This window comes from Ensifer sp. CCNWLY38 (assembly GCF_037120565.1).
Classification (GTDB): Bacteria; Pseudomonadota; Alphaproteobacteria; order Rhizobiales; family Rhizobiaceae; genus Ensifer; species Ensifer adhaerens_H.
Genome location: NZ_JBBBBO010000025.1, coordinates 26,873 through 44,763, shown reverse-complemented (window position 1 = coordinate 44,763; position 17,891 = coordinate 26,873). Strand labels below are relative to the sequence as shown.

Annotated in this window: 15 protein-coding genes; all 15 read right to left on the bottom strand. The window is 59.0% G+C overall.

The genetic code is table 11. The features are described 5' to 3' along the window. Positions 1-191: 191 nt before the first annotated feature. The gene (locus V7S54_RS32225; RefSeq protein WP_336409868.1) at positions 192-1,502 is read right to left on the bottom strand and encodes an extracellular solute-binding protein; all 1,311 of its coding nucleotides are present in this window, start codon (positions 1,500-1,502) and stop codon (positions 192-194) included. Between the two features lie 77 nt (positions 1,503-1,579). Next, positions 1,580-2,431, bottom strand: a complete 852-nt coding sequence (locus V7S54_RS32220; protein ID WP_065375167.1) for a carbohydrate ABC transporter permease — start codon at positions 2,429-2,431, stop codon at positions 1,580-1,582. Further along, positions 2,428-3,309 (bottom strand): carbohydrate ABC transporter permease, encoded by an 882-nt coding sequence (locus V7S54_RS32215; protein ID WP_336409869.1) that lies wholly within the window; start codon positions 3,307-3,309, stop codon positions 2,428-2,430. The genes V7S54_RS32220 and V7S54_RS32215 overlap by 4 nt, the downstream gene beginning before the upstream one ends. Position 3,310: 1 nt before the next feature. Next, positions 3,311-4,408, bottom strand: a complete 1,098-nt coding sequence (locus tag V7S54_RS32210; protein ID WP_336409870.1) for an ABC transporter ATP-binding protein — start codon at positions 4,406-4,408, stop codon at positions 3,311-3,313. A 26-nt stretch (positions 4,409-4,434) separates the two neighbouring features. Then, a complete protein-coding gene (arfA, locus tag V7S54_RS32205) occupies positions 4,435-5,943 on the bottom strand; it encodes an arabinosylfuranosidase ArfA (RefSeq protein WP_065375170.1) in 1,509 nt (502 codons plus the stop codon). Positions 5,944-6,057: 114 nt separating this feature from the next. Beyond that, positions 6,058-6,978, bottom strand: a complete 921-nt coding sequence (locus V7S54_RS32200; RefSeq protein WP_065375171.1) for an ArsR/SmtB family transcription factor — start codon at positions 6,976-6,978, stop codon at positions 6,058-6,060. 553 nt (positions 6,979-7,531) lie between these two features. Continuing rightward, positions 7,532-8,149 (bottom strand): RES family NAD+ phosphorylase, encoded by a 618-nt coding sequence (locus V7S54_RS32195; RefSeq protein WP_065375172.1) that lies wholly within the window; start codon positions 8,147-8,149, stop codon positions 7,532-7,534. After that, positions 8,150-8,824, bottom strand: a complete 675-nt coding sequence (locus V7S54_RS32190; protein WP_065375209.1) for an XRE family transcriptional regulator — start codon at positions 8,822-8,824, stop codon at positions 8,150-8,152. It lies immediately after the preceding gene. A 909-nt stretch (positions 8,825-9,733) separates the two neighbouring features. Continuing rightward, positions 9,734-11,173 (bottom strand): aspartate ammonia-lyase, encoded by a 1,440-nt coding sequence (locus V7S54_RS32185; protein WP_065375173.1) that lies wholly within the window; start codon positions 11,171-11,173, stop codon positions 9,734-9,736. A gap of 753 nt (positions 11,174-11,926) precedes the next feature. Further along, a complete protein-coding gene (locus V7S54_RS32180; RefSeq protein WP_058328997.1) occupies positions 11,927-12,931 on the bottom strand; it encodes a glycoside hydrolase family 3 N-terminal domain-containing protein in 1,005 nt (334 codons plus the stop codon). A gap of 20 nt (positions 12,932-12,951) precedes the next feature. Beyond that, on the bottom strand, positions 12,952-13,734 hold the full coding sequence (locus V7S54_RS32175) for a DeoR/GlpR family DNA-binding transcription regulator (protein WP_065375175.1): 783 nt from the start codon (positions 13,732-13,734) through the stop codon (positions 12,952-12,954). Then, positions 13,731-14,453 carry an HAD family hydrolase gene (locus V7S54_RS32170; protein WP_234793098.1) on the bottom strand — a complete coding sequence of 241 codons (723 nt, stop codon included), beginning with the start codon at positions 14,451-14,453 and terminating at the stop codon, positions 13,731-13,733. Before V7S54_RS32170 ends, V7S54_RS32175 begins: the two co-directional genes overlap by 4 nt. Positions 14,454-14,536: 83 nt before the next feature. Beyond that, positions 14,537-16,057, bottom strand: coding sequence for an efflux transporter outer membrane subunit (locus V7S54_RS32165; RefSeq protein WP_065375177.1), 1,521 nt, complete (start codon positions 16,055-16,057; stop codon positions 14,537-14,539). Positions 16,058-16,544: 487 nt separating this feature from the next. Further along, positions 16,545-16,904 carry a hypothetical protein gene (locus V7S54_RS32160; RefSeq protein ID WP_065375178.1) on the bottom strand — a complete coding sequence of 120 codons (360 nt, stop codon included), beginning with the start codon at positions 16,902-16,904 and terminating at the stop codon, positions 16,545-16,547. A 19-nt stretch (positions 16,905-16,923) separates the two neighbouring features. Then, positions 16,924-17,847: a DUF3313 domain-containing protein gene (locus V7S54_RS32155; RefSeq protein ID WP_083203702.1), complete on the bottom strand. Its 924-nt coding sequence runs from the start codon at positions 17,845-17,847 to the stop codon at positions 16,924-16,926. Between the last annotated feature and the right edge of the window lie 44 nt (positions 17,848-17,891).

Here is a 17,891-nt window from a genome sequence, read left to right as displayed (position 1 = left end):
CCGGTTGGCCAGCGAGTGATATCGACGCATTGATGCCCTGGAACTTCAGGAAGTAACGGCCTCACGTCACCGCTTACTCTCCAACACGGAAGCGAAGGAAATATGACGCGGCCCGGCCGGGACGCGAAAACAATCGGGGCGCAGAGACCGAAGTCCCTACGCCCCACTCTGGGAGATCGTCTGGCGCCGGATCAAAGATTGGCGAGCAGGTCGTTGATGCGGCTCTCGGCGCTGCCGAGGGCTTCGTCGACTGTCTTGTCACCATTTACGGCCGCACCGACTTCTTCGCCGATGATGTCCTGGATGGCAAACTGGCGCTGGACGGCGCCCGGCAGCGAGCGGCCAGTCTGTGCGACCTCGGCGATGTTATCACGACGCGGCAGCGACTTGAATTCCTGCATGTCGAAGACCGCCTTGACCGCCGGCAGGTGACCGGTGCGAGCCCACTGGAAGTCGTTGTCGGCCAGGAACTTGAATAGCTTGCCGATCGCCGCAGTCTGTTCCGGCGAACGATCCTTTCGCGGTATGACCCAGCTGTGGCCGTCGGCATAGGTACTGTCGCGACCAGGATAAAGCTGTGGAACCGGGTAAACCGTGTAGCCTTTCGCAAGGGGGGTGCCTTCCTTCTCCGATTGTGCGACGAAATCGCCGATCAGCCAGGTGCCGTTGACCGCTATGCCACCATCGCCGTTGGTGAACGCGGTAACAGCTGCCGCATAGTCAAGACCGGTTGTTGTCAGGCCCTCGTCCTTGATCTTCTTCATAAGCTCGACGACGTTCTTGGCTTCGGGCGTATTCAGCGTAATCTTGGTCGGGTCGGCGAAGAAGTCAGCGTTCTGCTGCTGCAGCAGTGTGTAGAGTACCCGCGCATAGGCGGCCGTCTCATTGGCGAGGATTTGCACGAGGTAAGGCTTGCCGGTCTTTTCCTTGAACTGCTTACCTTGAGCTACGAGTTCGTCAGCCGACTTCGGAAGGATTGGCGTGCCGTCTGCGTTGACGAGGCCGGCTTGCTTCATAAGGTTCATGTTGACGTGGAAGAGCATCGTCCAGTTGTCGAAGGGCAGGCCGAACATCTGGCCTTCCTTGGTGACACCGTCACGGGCGGCAACCGTAAAGCTATTGGGCGAGATGCCCTGCGCGGAAAGAACCTCATCGACCGGGTCGATCAGACCGCGCGACTGATAATCGGAGATCGCGGAGTAGTGCATGGACACGACGTCGGGCGCAGCGCCCGATGAGAGTTGGGCGTTGAGCTGGTCATAACCCGGCCATTCCACGGTGGTCACATTGACGTCAATATCGGGATTATCGGCCTCGAACTTGTTCACCAGCGAGGTGATGATACCGCACTCGCCGACGGCCTTGGAAACGTCGGTGACGGAACCATAGTCTGCCTCGCAGGCGCCGAAGAAGCGCTGCAACTCGATCTTCGTCTGCGCGTGAGCCGACGTGCCGCAGGTCAGCGCGATCAATGCTGCCGTACTGAGTAGAAAAGGTCTCATGGTAAATCTCTCCCGTTGACGGGCTCTCGCCCGGGTTCAAACCTGCTGCGGCCATTTCCTCCCGGCCGCAGCAGCAGTCACTTCACAGCACCGCTCGAAACCGCGGTGACGATATGGCGCTGGAAAATCACGTAGACGATCAGCACCGGCAGGCTGGCAAAAACTGCCTGTGCGCTGAGAAAGCCGAGCCCTTCGCTTTGTGCGAAATTGGTCTGGGACGAGGCGATGCCGATGGTGAGCGTGAACATCTCCTTTCTCGTGGCGGAGATCAGTGGCCACCAGTAGTCGTTCCAGGCATGCAGGAAGGTGAAGATGCCGAGCGTCGCCTGGGCCGGCAGCGTCAGCGGCAAGAGTACCTTCCAGAAAATGCGCAGCGGAGAGGCATTGTCGAGCAGTGCCGCCTCGTCGATCTCCTTGGGGATAGCCTTGAAGAACTGGGTCATCAGGAAAACCCCGAAGGCAGACGACATGCCAGGCAGCATCAGTCCGACATAGGTGTTGTGAAGGCCAAACCAATTGAACATCTGGTGACGGGCGATGATGACTGCCTGTTCGGGCACAGCAAGACCGAAGAGCACGATGACGAATATCGTCTTGCGCAACGGAAATTCGAGGCGGGCAAAGGCATAGCCGGCAAGTGAAGACAGGATCAGCACTCCCGCCGTCTGTCCGATCGCAACCACCACGCTGTTGAAAAACCAGCCAAAGGCCTGCGATGAGTGGACGATGTTGACGTAGTTGATGAGCGTGTAGGGCAATCGGAATACCGATTCCGTGCCGAGCATCAGTTCCTTGTTGTCCTTGATTGACAGGCCGACGAGCCAGGCGACCGGCGCCATCATGGCGAGCGAGAGCGCAATGGCGATCGTAAGCAGGGTTCGATTGCCGGTCAGGGCATCCGAACGATATGTTTTTTGATCCGTGCTCATTCGGAGGCCTCCGACTTGCGCGTCGAGACCACATACTGCGCCATCGCCGCCACGAGAATGATGAGGAAAAGGAACTCGGAGGCTGCAGCAGCCTTGCCGACATCCCAGCGCACGAAACCGACTTCATAGATATACATGACGAGCGGTCGCGACGTGCCGTTGGGGCCGCCATTCGTCATGATCTGCGCCTGGCCAAACAGCTGAAACTGCATCACGATCTGGACAATCGTGACCAGCATTATGGTGCGTGCGATCGAGGGAAGCGTCACGCGGGTGAGCACGCGCCATGGGCTGGCATTGTCGAGCGCCGCGGCTTCATAGAGATCGTTCGGGATTTGTTGCAGAGCGGCAAGAAACAGCATCATCGGCAGGCCGAGGCACCACCACACGGTAGCGACGCAGACCGAAAACAGCGACCAGCCGCTCGTCGAAAGGAAGTTAATCGGCTGTATTGCGAGCTGTTCGGAAACAACCGCCAACAGCCCGTCGCCGGGAATGAAGACAAAACGCCAGATCAGCGTCACGATCGTAACCGAGAGCACGGACGAGGAGAAGAACAGGCCGCGCAGGAACGAGGTTGTTCGCGTCGTCTTGTTGAGCGCAAGTGCCAGGAAAAGTCCGAGTACAACGAGCGACGGCACACTCACGAGCACGAAGATGACCGTGTTGCGCAATGCCTGCAGGAAGACTGGATCGGCCAGGACGCGCGCATAGTTTCCAACGCCGACGTAACGGCCCGGCCCGAAGAGATCGACCTTGTGCAGGCTCAACCACGCGCCCCAGAAGAGCGGAAAGACCAAAAGCACGACAAAGACAGATAGATAAGGAAGGATGAAAAGGCCGTTGCTCCACTGGCTGCGGCGATAGCTCTCAGCCATGTCAATCGCCCTCCGAATGGTGGGCGATACCGGCGGCGTCGAAAAGGTGAATGGCGGTCGTGTCGAGCGCGATCTGCAAAATGTCGCCGCCACGCGCCTCGCTGCGCCCGTCGGTTTCGGCCGTCAGTTTCGTGCCGTCAGACACTTGTCCGTAGATCAGCGTGCGATCGCCAAGTCGTTCGACAACTTCCGCCTTGAGCGCAATGCCGGTCTGACCAGTTGGCAGCACGGTCACATCCTCGGCGCGAATGCCAAGACTCGCACCTTCAGGCGAGAAGCTGGGCGGCAAACGAAAGGCGGTACGGATCTCGCCAAGACCGTTCGTCGCGACGGTCAGTGTATTGCTATCGTGAGACACGCTCTTGAGTGGCAAAAAATTCATGGCTGGCGAGCCGACAAAACCTGCCACGAACCGAGTTGCAGGACGTCGATAGATTTCCATCGGCGTACCGATCTGCTCGATCTTGCGGTTCTGCATGATGACGATGCGGTCAGCGAGCGTCATCGCTTCCACCTGATCATGCGTTACGAAGATCATCGTGCTGCCGAGGCGGCCATGAAGCTGGGCGAGCTCCAACCGGGTACGTCCGCGAAGGGCAGCATCGAGGTTCGAGAGCGGTTCGTCGAACAGGAACGCCTTCGGTTCCTTGACGATGGCGCGGCCGATCGCCACGCGCTGGCGCTGCCCACCGGAAAGCTTCTGCGGCTTTCGGTCGAGAAGATGGGCGATTTCCAGAGTCGAGGCGGCTTGGCGGACGCGACGCTCGATCTCCTCCTTTGGCATGCCGATGTTTTCCAGACCGAAGGACATGTTCTGGGCAACGGTCATATGCGGGTAAAGCGCGTAGGACTGGAAGACCATGGCGACGCCCCGCTTGCCCGGCGGCAGCGTATCGACGCGCTGATCGCCCACCGCGATCGTGCCGCTCGTCACGTCTTCCAGGCCTGCGATCATGCGCAGAAGCGTCGACTTGCCGCAGCCCGAAGGCCCGAGGAAGACGACGAACTCGCCTGCCTTGATGGACAGCGAGATGTCGTCCAGCACGGTGAGCGCGCCGTAGCGCTTGGTGACGTTGGTGATCTCAATCGATGCTGACATGGTCCCTCCTCCCTGTCATTGCCGTCTTACGCGCCGAGCCGGATCATCCGATAACTAAGCGGAGCGATGGCGGCGACGAGCCGGCGACCGGCAACCGATGCGCCCGAGCCGTCGCGCGGCTCGATCGCTTGGTTACCGGGTCCATTGGCGGCACGAAGATCGTGACCTTCGATGACCTTATCCATGATCACCTTCCGTTCGCCGAAGCCTTCGAGGGAGAGATCAAGCTCGATCGCTTCCGTCTGGTGGCGGTTGACGATGAAGAAGGTGAGAGCGCCATCCGCCTCGGTTTCGACGGCGGAGACGTCGAGATAGGCGACATTTTCGGCAAAGTCGGTTGAATAGCCGGGGCAATGAAGCGCCAACTGCAGCGCCTTGCCGCGGCCATACTGCGAGGCGTAGGCATAGGGAAAGAACGTTGTCTGCCGCCAGGCAGGGCCACCCGGAACGGTCATGATCGGGGCGATGACGTTGACGAGTTGCGCCAGGCAGCCGACCTTCACCACATCCGAACGGCGGATGAAGGTGTTGAGGATGCAGCCCACCTGCAGCACGTCCTCGAAATTGTAGATGTCTTCCAGAAGGGCGGGGGCATGCGGCCAGCCGTCGTTACCCTGCAGTATCTTCCGGTCGGCCTCGCGGGAATGATACCAGACGTTCCACTCGTCGAAGCTGATATAGACATCCTTCTTGGAGCGCTTCTTGGCCTTGGTATAGGCGATCACGCCGGCAATGGTTGCGATGTAGTCGTCAAGACGGGCGTTCTGCGCCAGATAGTCGGCCGTGTTGCCTGCGTGATTGTCAAAGTACATGTGCAGGCTGATGTAGTCGATGGAATCGTAGGTGTAGTCGAGCACCGTGGCTTCCCAGGCCGGGTAGGTCGCCATCTTCGGCGAGGACGAACCGCACACTACGAGCTCGATCGACTTGTCGAAGGCGCGCATTGCCTTTGCTGTTTCGAACGCGATGCGGCCATATTCTTCCGCCGTCTTCTGGCCGATCTGCCAGGGACCGTCCATCTCGTTGCCAAGGCACCACAACTTGACGTTCCACGGCTCTTCGCGACCGTTCTTGCGGCGAAGATCCGACCAGTAGCTGCCGCCCGGATGGTTGACATATTCAAGGAAGGCGCGAGCCGAATCCAGGCCCCGCGAGCCGAGATTGACAGCGAGCATCATGTCGGTGTTTGCGGCTTCTGCCCAATCGGCGAATTCATGGATACCGACGTGGTTGCTCTCGGAGCTGTGCCAGGCGAGATCAAGGCGCACGGGCCGTTCTTCGCGCGGGCCGATGCCGTCTTCCCAGTTATAGGCCGAAACGAAGTTGCCGCCGGGGTAGCGCACGATCGGCACATCAGCTTCCCGAACGAGGTCGATGACGTCCCGGCGCATACCGTTCTCGTCGGCAGTTGGATGATCCGGTTCGTAGATACCCGAATAGACGGCGCGGCCGAGATGTTCGACGAAAGATCCGTAGAGGCGTGGATCAACAGAACTGATGATGTAACCGCTGTGAGCGGTACCGACTGCGCGCATGCTTTTTCTCCCTGAATATCCAAATATCGGATATATATCAATTAGTATGATAATTTACACAGGAGGACGCAGGCGTCAATCCGCCTTTCGGCGACACGCGCCGAAATGACAAAATCAGATCTTCAATCGCAGCACGATGTCCTGATCGTAATTGCCAAAACCTCGGCCGAAGATATTGATCCCGCCGGGATGCTCGGCCGTTTCAGGAACTTCGATCCGCAGGCGGATCGAGCGATGTTCAAGCAGGTTCAGGTCGGCCAGTCTGGTGTCGGAAAAGCGCACACCATCGATAAAGGTCCCGTTTTCGGTGACGCGGAAGGACTTAAGCACGCCGTACTGGCTGCCCCGAAGCTTCCACCAGTCGGGCGTATATTTTCCGCGACGATCGCCAAAGTCGCCAGGTGAGGTCCAGGCGAAGATGCTTTTGCCGTTAATGGAAAGCGTGATGTCGGACGGCCAATTGTCTGAGGTTCCCGGCACCTCGGAGGAAAGCTCCAGGATGACCTCAAGTTCCTTGACCTCCGCTCCCTTGATGCGGGCATTGTTGGGAAACTGATAATCGACATATCCCGTTGAAAACCATAGCAGACCAGCCTTCATCCGGTCCGGTGTGAGGAATGTGTCGGGGCTGTCGAGATAACCGATGATGCCGTCGCGAGAACACATGCCGCAGGGAGCGTAAACCTCGTATCCGCTATAGAGGCCGACTGGCATCGCCACTTCGATCAATTCCTGGGCGGTTTGGGCATGGCTGGCAAAGGAGAGGATGATTTCCTCGTGCACGGCATGACACACCTTTTGGCTGCCCTTGCGCGCTTTGGAAACCTCTGTGCGGATCAGTCCCGCCTCCTCCAGCAGATTGAGATGGGTGGATGTGGTCGACTGCGGCAGCTCCAGTGCCTCTGCGATTTCATTGACGTTCAGCGGTCCGCGGCTGTGCAAGAGATCCAGCATCGATAGCCGCGCGGGAGCGGCAAGGCATCTCAACACATCCTGGCCGTCTTGCGGACCGATCATCAGAAATCGCGTGCTCATATATTCCCCCAAACGTCGCGTCTGATCTGTATCAGAGATTTTGATACAGTCAACATCCGGCTGAAATTGGAACTGTGAAATATAGGCTCGGTCAGGTCGCAGAGGGCGACGCCGTTACCGTTACGTTTCGAAAACGGAGGGGGCTTGGCAGGGTAGAAGAATGCGAGAGCGCAAAGTGATGCAAGCAAGGCTAGCTATTGTCCGATGTTGCCTTGGTGCCCGTTGCGCAGCGTCGGAGCTTCGGGCTTTCAATGTCTTGGTGGAATTCACACATAGCTTCGGACAAAAGCAATTGGGGCTTCTTAAACTCATGCTACGGCTGCCCGTCGTTCGCGGCCGCTTCAGCTTCTCAGCACCCGCGACGTTTCAATCGCGCCGGCTTGGCTTCCACTCCTGAAGCGCCCGCTTGCTGACCTCGCTAGTTGCAGACGATACATTATGCGATTATTTTGGCCCACAAAGAGAACAACATGGGAACAAGCCTTGCGCTCACCTCGTAAGTGATCGGCACGAGAGCCACATGGGATCAAGACTTGGGGGCACCATGCCGATCTCAGATGATGTCGACCAGGCTCACGCGAAGATCGTTTATCACGGTGGCAAGGCCTGGTGCTCCAATCAATGGCACCACGTGTACCGCCGACAATTTTGAAATGGCACGGCCAAAGATCGCGAGATTTGTATGTCCATTTAGGCGGGATGGATAAATTATGCCGTCCGGCACGGATTGGTGCTCATGGAAGGCAAGCGACCACGCCCGCGCAAGGCTTTGGCGGGAAGATTTCGTGACATCCGTCGGCACTCCCATTCTGATCGCGTGGTCTTCGCGGAGGTCAACAAGGCGGAGATTCGCGATCGTCTCAATCTCTGCATAGCGCCGTGCGTAAATCTCCTTTTCCTCGATCGGTAGATCGCCGACGAGACCATCGCGCCTATCACGCAGGACCGCCTCTAGGAAGCAGACCTTGAGTGTGTCGCCCAAATAGACGACGCCAAAGCGCCTTGCCGCGTCACGCCGGCGGGGATCACTGAACCGGCTCGGCGTCTTTCCATATCCTAGCGGGTCGGGAAAGGCACTAGCATAGATTCGTCCAAATCGACGACCAGCAGGAATGGTCTCGATGTCGAGCACGGAAGTCTCGAACCCCGCGGGCGGCTTGATTCCGGGCATTCAGCGAAAATCACCACGGGCGACACTCTCTGCCGCTGCAACCACCTCATCATCCTGACCGCGTTTCAGCGCATCGAGAGCCTTCCGGCCATCCAAAGCGCCGTGCGGCGTGACAAGGAAGCGGTAAACCGCCCATGCACCGCCGAGAACCTCGTGCAGTTTGGGCAGTATGCCATAGGGCCGACCGTCCCTGTCGAGTTGCCATGACGGAAACCGGAAACCCCGCTTGGCTCCGTCGAGACCAAGAACCTGCCCGTTCTGCCGCTTTGTGTTGACCGTGACGCGCGAAACGCCGAGCAGGTCCGCGAACGTTTCGGCGCTCAGCATATCATTCTCGGCGAGAATCTCCGCCACCCGACGCCGGCCGCGCTCCCGTGCAGCAGTCAACGCTGCCTGGAGCTCGTCGTCCGGCTCTGGTGCCTCTTCTACCGGAAACGCAACCTGATGAGACTGCGGTTCTTCTTCAACGACTGAAATCGTCTGCGCTCCGGCCAACGGATCCACGACGACACGGAAACTGACCTGATGGCCGGCCTCTCGGCTCAACTTAATCGCCTTAGCGTATTGCCTGATCAACGCCTTCTCGAAATCTGCCTTCCGGGGCAGCTTCATCGAGAGCGCAATGTTGGAAGAAGCGTTTCGGGGCTCGTTGGCAACAGTTTTCGTATTGGGCATGGTCATCAGCCTCCTGCAACTACAATCTAGTCGAGAAGGAGAAGTTCGTCAAGTTTGTTAAGTTCGTAAAATCCGTCGCCATTCGGTCATGCAGGTTCTAGTCCTGCCGGGCCAACCATACCAGCATACTGATCGCCAAACGGCCAACACTAAGTTATTCAAAAAGAGCGGCCAGCCCCGGGGAAGCTGGGCAAGTGCCAGTCGATACATTATGCGATCCCAAAAGCACAAAACTAGAACATATGTGTACAGAGGTCGTAACGTCTCGCGACGACATGATCGCTGTCACCGATCTCTGGCTCGCCCGAGGAAATGAGGGACTTCTGCGCTTCAAGGGAAGGTGGCCAGCTGTGTTGTTTGGTCGCAACTAAAATCAACGCAAGCCGCCGTTGGGTCTGTCTTGACCCCACGCAACACCGATTCCGATCTGCAGGTCGAAACCGCGCACGTGCCGCCGTCGCCCACCATTAGCGTGCGTCAACTTGCGTCACTTAGATGAAGAGTGAGAAGGGGACAACAAAAGCAGTTTCAATGACACTCAAATCTACAGAGGAACCTGGAGGAAAAAGTGGTGTTTATCCGATATGCCAAAACCGCCAATCTTCATCTCGCCGTTGCTGCGGTCCTGATCGGCCTTCTCTTCCTTTCGTCAGGCCCTATCTGGTCGTTCTTGGAAAAAGCTGGCGAAGCTCGCGAGGGCGCTGCGTTAGTTCAACGCGACTCGTTGGTGGCCCTAGTTTCCGCGTTCTAGGCAGGCGGGCCAGCTCGAATACTCAAAGCGCGTTAAAAGAGCTTGCCCGTCCCGCGACGTGCTTGAACCAGTGCGCTTCCCGGCTCTGCGCAGTGCAAGCCTGCGAAGGCGAGCTCCACGCTTACCATTCCTGACCTGCGTGGGTCGCCCTTCGCACGTTAGCAGTTCCGTGTCCGAAGTCTCGACGGCTTCGTGAGATGGAGAGGATTTAGCAGGTCGTTCTTGACGCTCGCCGGCAGCGCCAGCGTCGTCTCAAGTACCTCGCTTATAGTACGGCCGGTTTCCAGAACCTCCTTCGCGATTTGCGCGGATCGCTCATACCCGAGAAGTGATACAAGTGCAGTCGCCAGTGCAGTGCCAGCTTCAAGGTTCTGCCGGCAACGCTCGATGTTGGCGGTGATGCCGACAATGCATTTGGCGGTGAGCGTCTCGCTCGCATTCGTCAACAGCTTCATCGACTGCAACAGGTTGAAAACAATCACCGGCTCCATCGCGTTCAATTGCAACTGTCCGGCTTCAGCTGCCAACGTTACAACAAGGTCTGCTCCGATGACCTGGAATGCAACCTGGTTCACAACCTCCGGAATGACAGGGTTCACTTTTCCGGGCATGATTGACGAGCCTGGTTGCATCGGAGGGAGATTAATCTCGCCAAAGCCGCCGCGCGGGCCGCTGGAAAGCAGCCGTAGATCGTTCGAGATCTTGGACAGTTTTACCGCTGTCCTTTTCAAGGTTCCGGAAAGGTGCACGAAGGCGCCGGTATCCCAACAGGCCTCGACAAGGTCCGATGCCGGTCGTAGCTCGATCCCGGTAATCCTACAGAGCTCTTGTGTTGCGATCGTCGTGTAGGCGGGATCAGCCGTGATACCTGTTCCAATCGCGGTACCACCAAGATTTATCTCTTCAAGGAGTCGAGCCGCCTCCTCTAGTCGGAGGACATCCTCTCGCAGGGTCACGGCAAAGGCCATGAACTCCTGTCCGAGCGTCATCGGGACAGCGTCCTGGAGTTGGGTTCTTCCAAGTTTGACGATGTCTCCGAATTCTCCAGCCTTTGCTTCGAATGCGGAGGCCAGTCGTTCAATCGCGGTCGATAGCTCCCGGTAGCTGAAGAGCAACGCCAATCTTATTGCCGTTGGATAGACGTCATTTGTCGATTGCGCGAGATTCACATCATTGTTGGGATGAATGACGTCGAAGCGCCCCCGAGGGAGGCCAAGATGCTCGAGTGCCCGATTTGCAATAACCTCGTTAACGTTCATGTTTGTTGAGGTTCCGGCACCACCCTGGAAGACGTCGACCGCAAACTGGTCCAGCAACTGGCCATTTGCCACATCGTCGCAGGCCATCGCTATCGCCCGCTTCTTCTCGGACGTAAGGTCGCCGATTTGGTGATTGGCGAGAGCTGCCGCCTTTTTCGTCAATGCAAGAGCCCGGATGAACAGCGGGTAGTGACTGATCGGGGTCCCGGAGATTTGAAAATTCCCGATCGCGCGGGCGGTTTGCGCGCCATAGTAGGCGTCCGCCGGTACTTCGACTTCGCCAAGTGAATCTCGTTCGCTGCGCATCGTGCAAGTGGAGGGGGACTGAGTATCTGGCATGCGAATCCTTCTATGCGCGTTGCGCTTTGCGGGCGCGGCTGAGGTGCCACCGTGACGGAACGTAAGCCGCGTGTCCCGTGGCGTGCGTCGTCACTGCGACGGCGGAGAGCTGTGGTGAACGCGCACCATATCGGATCGCAACAGCCACGGAAATTGACCGGCTTGTCGTCGAGAACGATCTGGATCCCGACCGGGCGGAAGCACTTGCCAATGCTAGTTTCGTGTCGAAGTAAGTGCGTTCGGCGAGCCACGCACCTGCGCGGGCGGTTTCATAGTTCGGGGTGAATTCATGCACGACAAGCGCGAAAACTGGCCATGGATTCCGGCTTTCGGGAGAAAGGCGGGTGCCGACGCGCGAGATGAGGTGAGTGAGAGGCGAGCGCACCCACTCCAAACCGGGTGGAGCGCCGGTGTGTTTGTCGACTGCTCGCGATCCGGCGTCGTCAGCCAATGAAGGAGCGGCAGAACGACACCGGATGCTAGGCTTGCCTTTAGGCGTTCCCATCCGACCCCCGGTGTATCGATCAATGAACCGCAGGGTATCCGTTGGGATTAGGACTTTCGATTTCGCTACGTCAAAACAGGTGATGCAAGATGACGCGAATTGCGCGTCGTGTGCATTCTTGCCGCGTCGCGATCACAGCATATGTTTCGGAGCGCTGTATCCCGCTCCTTTCTCGTGCCTTCGTCTTGATCCAACCCGTAGAACCGGAGGTTAGGCGCTTGTGGAGAGCACCCGTATTCCGATGGGAGTTAGGTCAACGCAGCATGCCGTCTCACCCTGCTCGCGGCGTCCGACAAACGTTCGGCCAAGACCTCGCCGGTCCGTGCGGCGGCCGCGATGCCTTCAGACAAATCGCAGAGGTGCGGCCCACCGCCAACGAGCAGTAGATCCGCCCCAGCATTGATCGATGCGACCGCGGTCTGCAAAAGCGACCTACCTCGCATGGTGGCGGGCGCATCGAGATCATCACTAACGACCAGACCTTGGAACCCGAATTGCTGCCGTAACCAACCAACGACGGCAGGCGACGTGCTCGCGGCATTTTCCGCATCGATCGCGGCAACTGGTGCGGGCCCAGTCATAATCGCTCTGGTTCCTGCCTCGATGGCTGCCCTAAACGGCAGCGCATTCTGCAGTATGCGTTCAAGTGTCGTGTGTAACGAAACATCAACGAGGGCCGGGTCACCGGTCAGGTGATCGAATCCTGGAAAGTGCTTGGTAACGGCAGAAACCCCGGCCTTCTGAACGCCCGTGACGAATGCCTTGACAAGCTTCGCTACGGTCGCGGCGTCGGTCCCCATCTGCCGATTGCACAGCCAGGGATTTTGCGCGCCCGCGACATCGGCAATCGGTGCGAGGAACATGGTCACTCCAAGCTCGCGTGCGCCACTGGCTGTTCGGAAACAGCAGTCAGCCACGGCTTGATCAGTGAGCGAACTGGCCTCACGCAATGTGGGCAGAGGCGGAACCAGACCCTGCAGCCTTTGGATTCCACCCATTTCCTGGTCCACGGCGACGATGAGGTCTGGGCACTTCGCCAGCAGCCTCTCTATCGCTCCGCGGAAGAGGCTTGCCGTTTCGGTTGAGAGCCTCGTCTCGGACATGGTCCGCGCCACATATTCTTCGCGCGTCTCCCCGATCAGGACCGCGTATCCTCCCTGCTCGAGAAACGGCTCCATGACGTCCGCGAAATCGAGAGTGTCAAATGCAGGCAACAACACCGCCCTGGCGTCCTGATCCGGCGAATAGCTCATAATATCCCTCTTTGAATGTGTCAGACCGTCTCGACATCCACGCCCATCTCGCGAATGCGCGTTAGCATCGAACTGTCTTGGCTTGTGGTGAAGAGCTGGGATACGGCGGCGATCGGCGCGACTTCGTGCGTGGCCACCTGTCCGAGCTTGTCAGATGATGCGAGCACCAAGGTCTTGTTCGACGCCCTGATCATTGCCCTCTTAAAGAAGGCGTCCTCGAAGTCGTCTGCGCGAAGCATCAGGTCATCGTCGATGCCGCAGGTTCCCAGCACACAGAAGTCGACTCTGAGCTCGCGCACCGCCTCGATTGCGCTGGCTCCTGTGGCGCTACGTGTGAACCTACTTAGCCTTCCCCCAAGCAGGATGACTTCCGCGAGCGGATGATCGAGCCCTGCTCCCGCAACGTCCACCGAACTCGTGATGATGCGTACCGACAGCGCCGCCGGCAATTGACGAATGAATTGAACCACGGTGGTGCTTGAATCAACGAGCAGCGTCGCACCGTTTGGTATAGCCGCGGCAGCGGCTCGGCCAATCAGTAGCTTCTCCTCAGTTCCGAGTGTTTCACGACGATGGAAGTCGAGGGCCGGAGTCACGAGGCGCGACGCCCCTCCGTGGAACCGCTGGACCAGCCCTGCATCGACGAGCTCACGCAGGTCGCGCCGGATTGAATCCTCTGAGACCTCGAATTCCTGAGCCAGCGCGACAGCCGTTACGCGGCCGGAGGCATTGACCTTTTCCAGAATGATGGCCTGACGTTCAACTGGTGAAAGGGCTGCCAGTTCCTCCTTTTCGGGGCTCATCCCGCGATCTCCTCGAGCGGGGCAAGAACACCAAGGGCTGTCAATCTGAGTTCTAGCTTGGCAGCGGTCTGAAAATGTTCGGTTTGAAATCCGAGTCTCGACGCTGCAGCAATGTTTGCGGGATTGTCGTCGATGAAAATGCAATCCTCCGCACGCGCGTCTGCACGCTTCAAGAACAGATCGAAGATTGCTGAGTCTGGCTTGACGAGCCGCTCCCGTCCGGAAACCACCAGAACATCGAAATCGTTTAAAAACGGAAACATCGATTGCGCGCGTGGAAAAGTCTCAGCCGACCAATTGGAGATTGCGTGAACAGGCACACCGGCCGATTTCAGTCGCGCCAGAATCTGAGGCGTTCCCTCCACCTCCCCACCTAACATCTCGTGCCAGCGGCTCCAGTACGCCTCTATCAACTCGGCGTGTTCCGGACAGCGAGCGCTGAGTTCGGCAATTCCATCGGCGAAGAGCATACCCGCGTCGAACTGCTCGTTCCAAGCGGATGTGCAGACCTCGGCTAGGAATTTAGAAACGGTCGCATCGTCTGGAAGGAGCTTGCGATAGAGATAGGCAGGGTTCCAATCGATCAACACGCCGCCGATGTCGAAAACCACAGTGGTTGGACTCATTTTTGTAACCTCGCTGCATGAATCTTTGCTCACATATGCACGAGTGTGCGTATTAATGCAATATTGAGCAAACAATAATGCACCATCGTGCATTTCTACCCCGCCGTGGCCAAACAGGGCGCGTCAATCGAGAGAGCCCGGTTAGTCAACCGCGGCCATGTGGAGTCCATGCAAGTCTAGCCGCCTACCTTCGGCCTGGAGTGCGCGAGGCGGGGCCGCGCATCGACATCGACGACGGCGGGCTTTGACGCGTCGATGCCGCCGTCCCAGCCGCCGCCGAGTGCCTTGTTAAGTACGATGAAGTAAGCGGCGATGTCGGCGCGGCTTCGGATCATCGCTTCCTCGGCAGCATAAAGGGAGCGTTCTGCATCGAGGACATCGAAGAAATCGGCTGCACCCGCCTCATTCAGCGTACGCGAGAGATCAGTGGCCCGGCGGTACGATGCGGTCGCGGAACCGAGTTTCGCATAGCGCGTCCGCGTCTGGGACAGCGAGACAATCGCGTTCTCGACCTCCTCCATAGCTTTCAGTACAGCGGCTTGGTAGGCGACGTAGGATTGGTCACGCTGGGCCCTTGCGACGTCGACGGCCGCCCTGAGCTGCCCGCCCTGGAAGATCGGCACAACGAGGGTCGGGCCAATACTCCAACCGAGCGTCGATTTCTTGCCCAAGTCGCTCGGACTCAACGCCGAGGATGCGATACTTCCCGTCAAGCTGATCGACGGGTAGCGGTTAGCCTCTGCTTGCCCAATCTTCGCGGTGGATTGCGCGAGGTTCCGCTCTGCTGAGCGTACGTCCGGGCGATTCAGGAGAACATCGGCCGGAATCCCCGTCGCAACGGGCTCCTTCGGCAACGGGACCGGACCACCACCATTCAGCCTCGCCTCCAGCGTTGTAGGTGGCTGACCGAGGAGGACGCTGAGGCGATGTACGGCCTGGGCGTAGGAGATTTGATACGTTGGTATGTCGGCCGCGGTAGAGAGAGCCTGAGCGTTCGCCTTGGCATCGTCAACGCCGGTTGCCTCGCCGGCCCGGAATTGCTCTCGTGTCAGCCTTGCGGTCTGCACCTGGGATTCGGAAGACCGCCGGGCGAGCGCAAGGAGTGCTTGGTATTCCCGTGCCTGAACGTAGTAGGACGCGACATCTCCAACGAGCGTGACCAGCGTGTCGCGCAGGTCTTCCTCGGCAGCCTCCGCGCCATGCCGTGCCGCTTCAAGGGCGCGCCGATTTCCCCCAAAGAGGTCGAGTTCCCAACTCGCATCAAAGCCAGCCTGATATTGGCTGTAGACGCTCGGCTCAGAGCCGACAACCGACGCCCCCGAACGCGTGCGCGTTGCCGACGCGGCCCCCTCGACCGCAGGAAGGAGTGCCCCCTGCTGTTGCCGATAGGTTGCACGCGCCTCACGGATTTTAGCCTTGGCAACAGCGACGTCCAGATTGCCTCCGACGGCCTCGGTGATCAGACTGTCGAGTAGCTGATCGTCGAGTTGTCGCCACCACCTCGATAAATCAGGCTGCTTGGCTGGTTTCTGTGGCTTGCCACTTCCCCACTGAACTGGAACGGCAAGCTGAGGTCGCTCGTAGTCAGGGCCAACCACGCAGCCCGCAATCAGCAAGAGCCCCAAGAAACCGAGCACGGTCTTCAGCGCTTTGTTCCTGAAGGAGAGCAAAATTCGCCTTGCGGGGCGGTTTCTCATGTCGTCGTTTCTCAGTTGGCCATGAACGGGTTTGGGTGCAGGCGTCCTGCCGGAGCGCGGGTCACGACCCCCTCCGCCTCCACGGCGAGGGAGTACCGTGAAAGCTTGTGGGGTCCGACGGCTTCGCCTCATCGCCTCTCACCGCTCCGTTTTCAGGGGAAGGAGCAATGCCCTCGAGGGCCATCCTGAGGCTGGTACCTACCGTTGTCGGCTGAGTAGCGATGGCCATACGCGCACCGGTCGAGATCGTATCGTTGGACATAGTCCGGCGGTGGCGGCGGCACTAAAAGTGGTGGAGGAGCGGGAGGCCCGGGAATAGGGAGCAACACAGGCGGCGGGAGCAGAACGGGAGGCGGGACCTGGGCCACCGCACCCGACTGGCTTGCCAGCGTAACTGACAGCGACATCAAGATCGTTGTGCACTTCATCGAGATCACCATAGATTTTCTCGGAATTCATGGGACGCAATGCTTTTGGTCCCATGCCGCTAGCGGCTAAACCTCAGATCAGGCTTGTTGCCGTCCCAACCCTGCAGGCCGCCGGAGACCTTGCTAAACCGCAGACACCGCTTCCCCATCCTGCCGTCGATGCAGAGGGTCTCGCCGCTGACAACCCAGGTGACAGAAAGCGTAAAGGGCAGAGGTCCGCGGATGCTTCCTGTACCATCAGTCTTGAGGGTGACTTTAAGTGTCTTGCCATCCGGTGTAAGCGCCGACCACGGCTGGCCATCGGCTAACACGGCCGCGACCTCTTGGGACTGCAGGAACGTCGGGGCGCTTGCAGCAAAAGCGACGTCAGCGGCAAGAATTGCGGCGCACATGGCTGCGAGCCTGAGATTCGTCTTCATGCGATATCCTTTCAGGGTTCTATTGGTTGGTTTGAGATGGAGCTGCCAGCATGCCGTTGGGAACAGCGACCGCAGCGGACGCGCCGATCGCATGTGCTGCCTGGACGGGTTCGGCACCCTTGTCGGTCCAGGCTGGCGGTAGACCGAGTTGGCCGGCAACAGCCCCTTTCAGACCGGAGGCGGATCCGAATGCCTTGCAGGCCTCGTATTTGGGATCACCGCCGAGGGACGCCTTCATCTTCTGCAATGACAGCCCGGTCGTTGATCCATGAAACGGGTCACGGCCAGCGACGAGCATGCGGGCGAAATCGTTGCCGAACGCGGACGCGAGGGAATAGGCATCCCCAATCATCGATATCCGCGCCCTTGTCGTAAGCATGTTCGCACCGCGCGCCCAGACCATGGCGGCCGCCTGCGACCCGTCCTGGCCAACCGCTTCGGCCTCTACCGAAAGACCGCCGAGCCCAATCGGAAGCCTCGGAACTGGAACGGCGAACACCGCACCGACACCGAGGGACGCAACCGTCGAGGTCGCCGCAGCCGCCCGGTTCGTCTTGACGATATCTGTGACCGTCGCGCGGACGACCAGGTCTGCCGGCTGGTTCGCCGCCACGACCTTGAACCGTTCGCTGAGACCGGTGCAGAGGGCTCGGTCGATATTGTTGGTGACAAGCGCGAGGTCTTCGGGTCCGATGGCTCCGGCGCTGCGTACTTGCGCCGCCGTCGGCACGATCCGCACCGTCTGCGCAGCGAGTAGCGGCGATGCATCGACGCGGAGATTCGCCTTCGTCAGAGCGCCGCCTGACTTTGTCATCCCCGCGTAGGATCCAAGCGTCGCTCCTGCTTGCAATGGCACGTTTGCACAGGAGGAAACTGACGACAGAAGTATCACGCAGAGCACTGCGCGCGGAGGTATTTCGGGTATCTGGAGGCCGAACGTCATTTGCCAAATCTCTGAGCCGTGATCGTGGCTCAGGTTTTAGCGCT

Bases quoted from the DNA above. Each gene is read 5' to 3' on its own strand.
- V7S54_RS32220 (WP_065375167.1), bottom strand. From the start codon at position 2,431: ATGAGCACGGATCAAAAAACATATCGTTCGGATGCCCTGACCGGCAAT.
- V7S54_RS32215 (WP_336409869.1), bottom strand. From the start codon at position 3,309: ATGGCTGAGAGCTATCGCCGCAGCCAGTGGAGCAACGGCCTTTTCATC.
- V7S54_RS32200 (WP_065375171.1), bottom strand. From the start codon at position 6,978: ATGAGCACGCGATTTCTGATGATCGGTCCGCAAGACGGCCAGGATGTG.
- arfA (WP_065375170.1), bottom strand. From the start codon at position 5,943: ATGCGCGCAGTCGGTACCGCTCACAGCGGTTACATCATCAGTTCTGTT.
- V7S54_RS32225 (WP_336409868.1), bottom strand. From the start codon at position 1,502: ATGAGACCTTTTCTACTCAGTACGGCAGCATTGATCGCGCTGACCTGC.
- V7S54_RS32210 (WP_336409870.1), bottom strand. From the start codon at position 4,408: ATGTCAGCATCGATTGAGATCACCAACGTCACCAAGCGCTACGGCGCG.
- V7S54_RS32175 (WP_065375175.1), bottom strand. From the start codon at position 13,734: ATGAGCCCCGAAAAGGAGGAACTGGCAGCCCTTTCACCAGTTGAACGT.
- V7S54_RS32185 (WP_065375173.1), bottom strand. From the start codon at position 11,173: ATGCCAGATACTCAGTCCCCCTCCACTTGCACGATGCGCAGCGAACGA.
- V7S54_RS32190 (WP_065375209.1), bottom strand. From the start codon at position 8,824: ATGCCCAATACGAAAACTGTTGCCAACGAGCCCCGAAACGCTTCTTCC.
- V7S54_RS32170 (WP_234793098.1), bottom strand. From the start codon at position 14,453: ATGCACGATGGTGCATTATTGTTTGCTCAATATTGCATTAATACGCAC.
- V7S54_RS32180 (WP_058328997.1), bottom strand. From the start codon at position 12,931: ATGAGCTATTCGCCGGATCAGGACGCCAGGGCGGTGTTGTTGCCTGCA.
- V7S54_RS32165 (WP_065375177.1), bottom strand. From the start codon at position 16,057: ATGAGAAACCGCCCCGCAAGGCGAATTTTGCTCTCCTTCAGGAACAAA.
- V7S54_RS32195 (WP_065375172.1), bottom strand. From the start codon at position 8,149: ATGCCCGGAATCAAGCCGCCCGCGGGGTTCGAGACTTCCGTGCTCGAC.
- V7S54_RS32160 (WP_065375178.1), bottom strand. From the start codon at position 16,904: ATGAAGACGAATCTCAGGCTCGCAGCCATGTGCGCCGCAATTCTTGCC.
- V7S54_RS32155 (WP_083203702.1), bottom strand. From the start codon at position 17,847: ATGACGTTCGGCCTCCAGATACCCGAAATACCTCCGCGCGCAGTGCTC.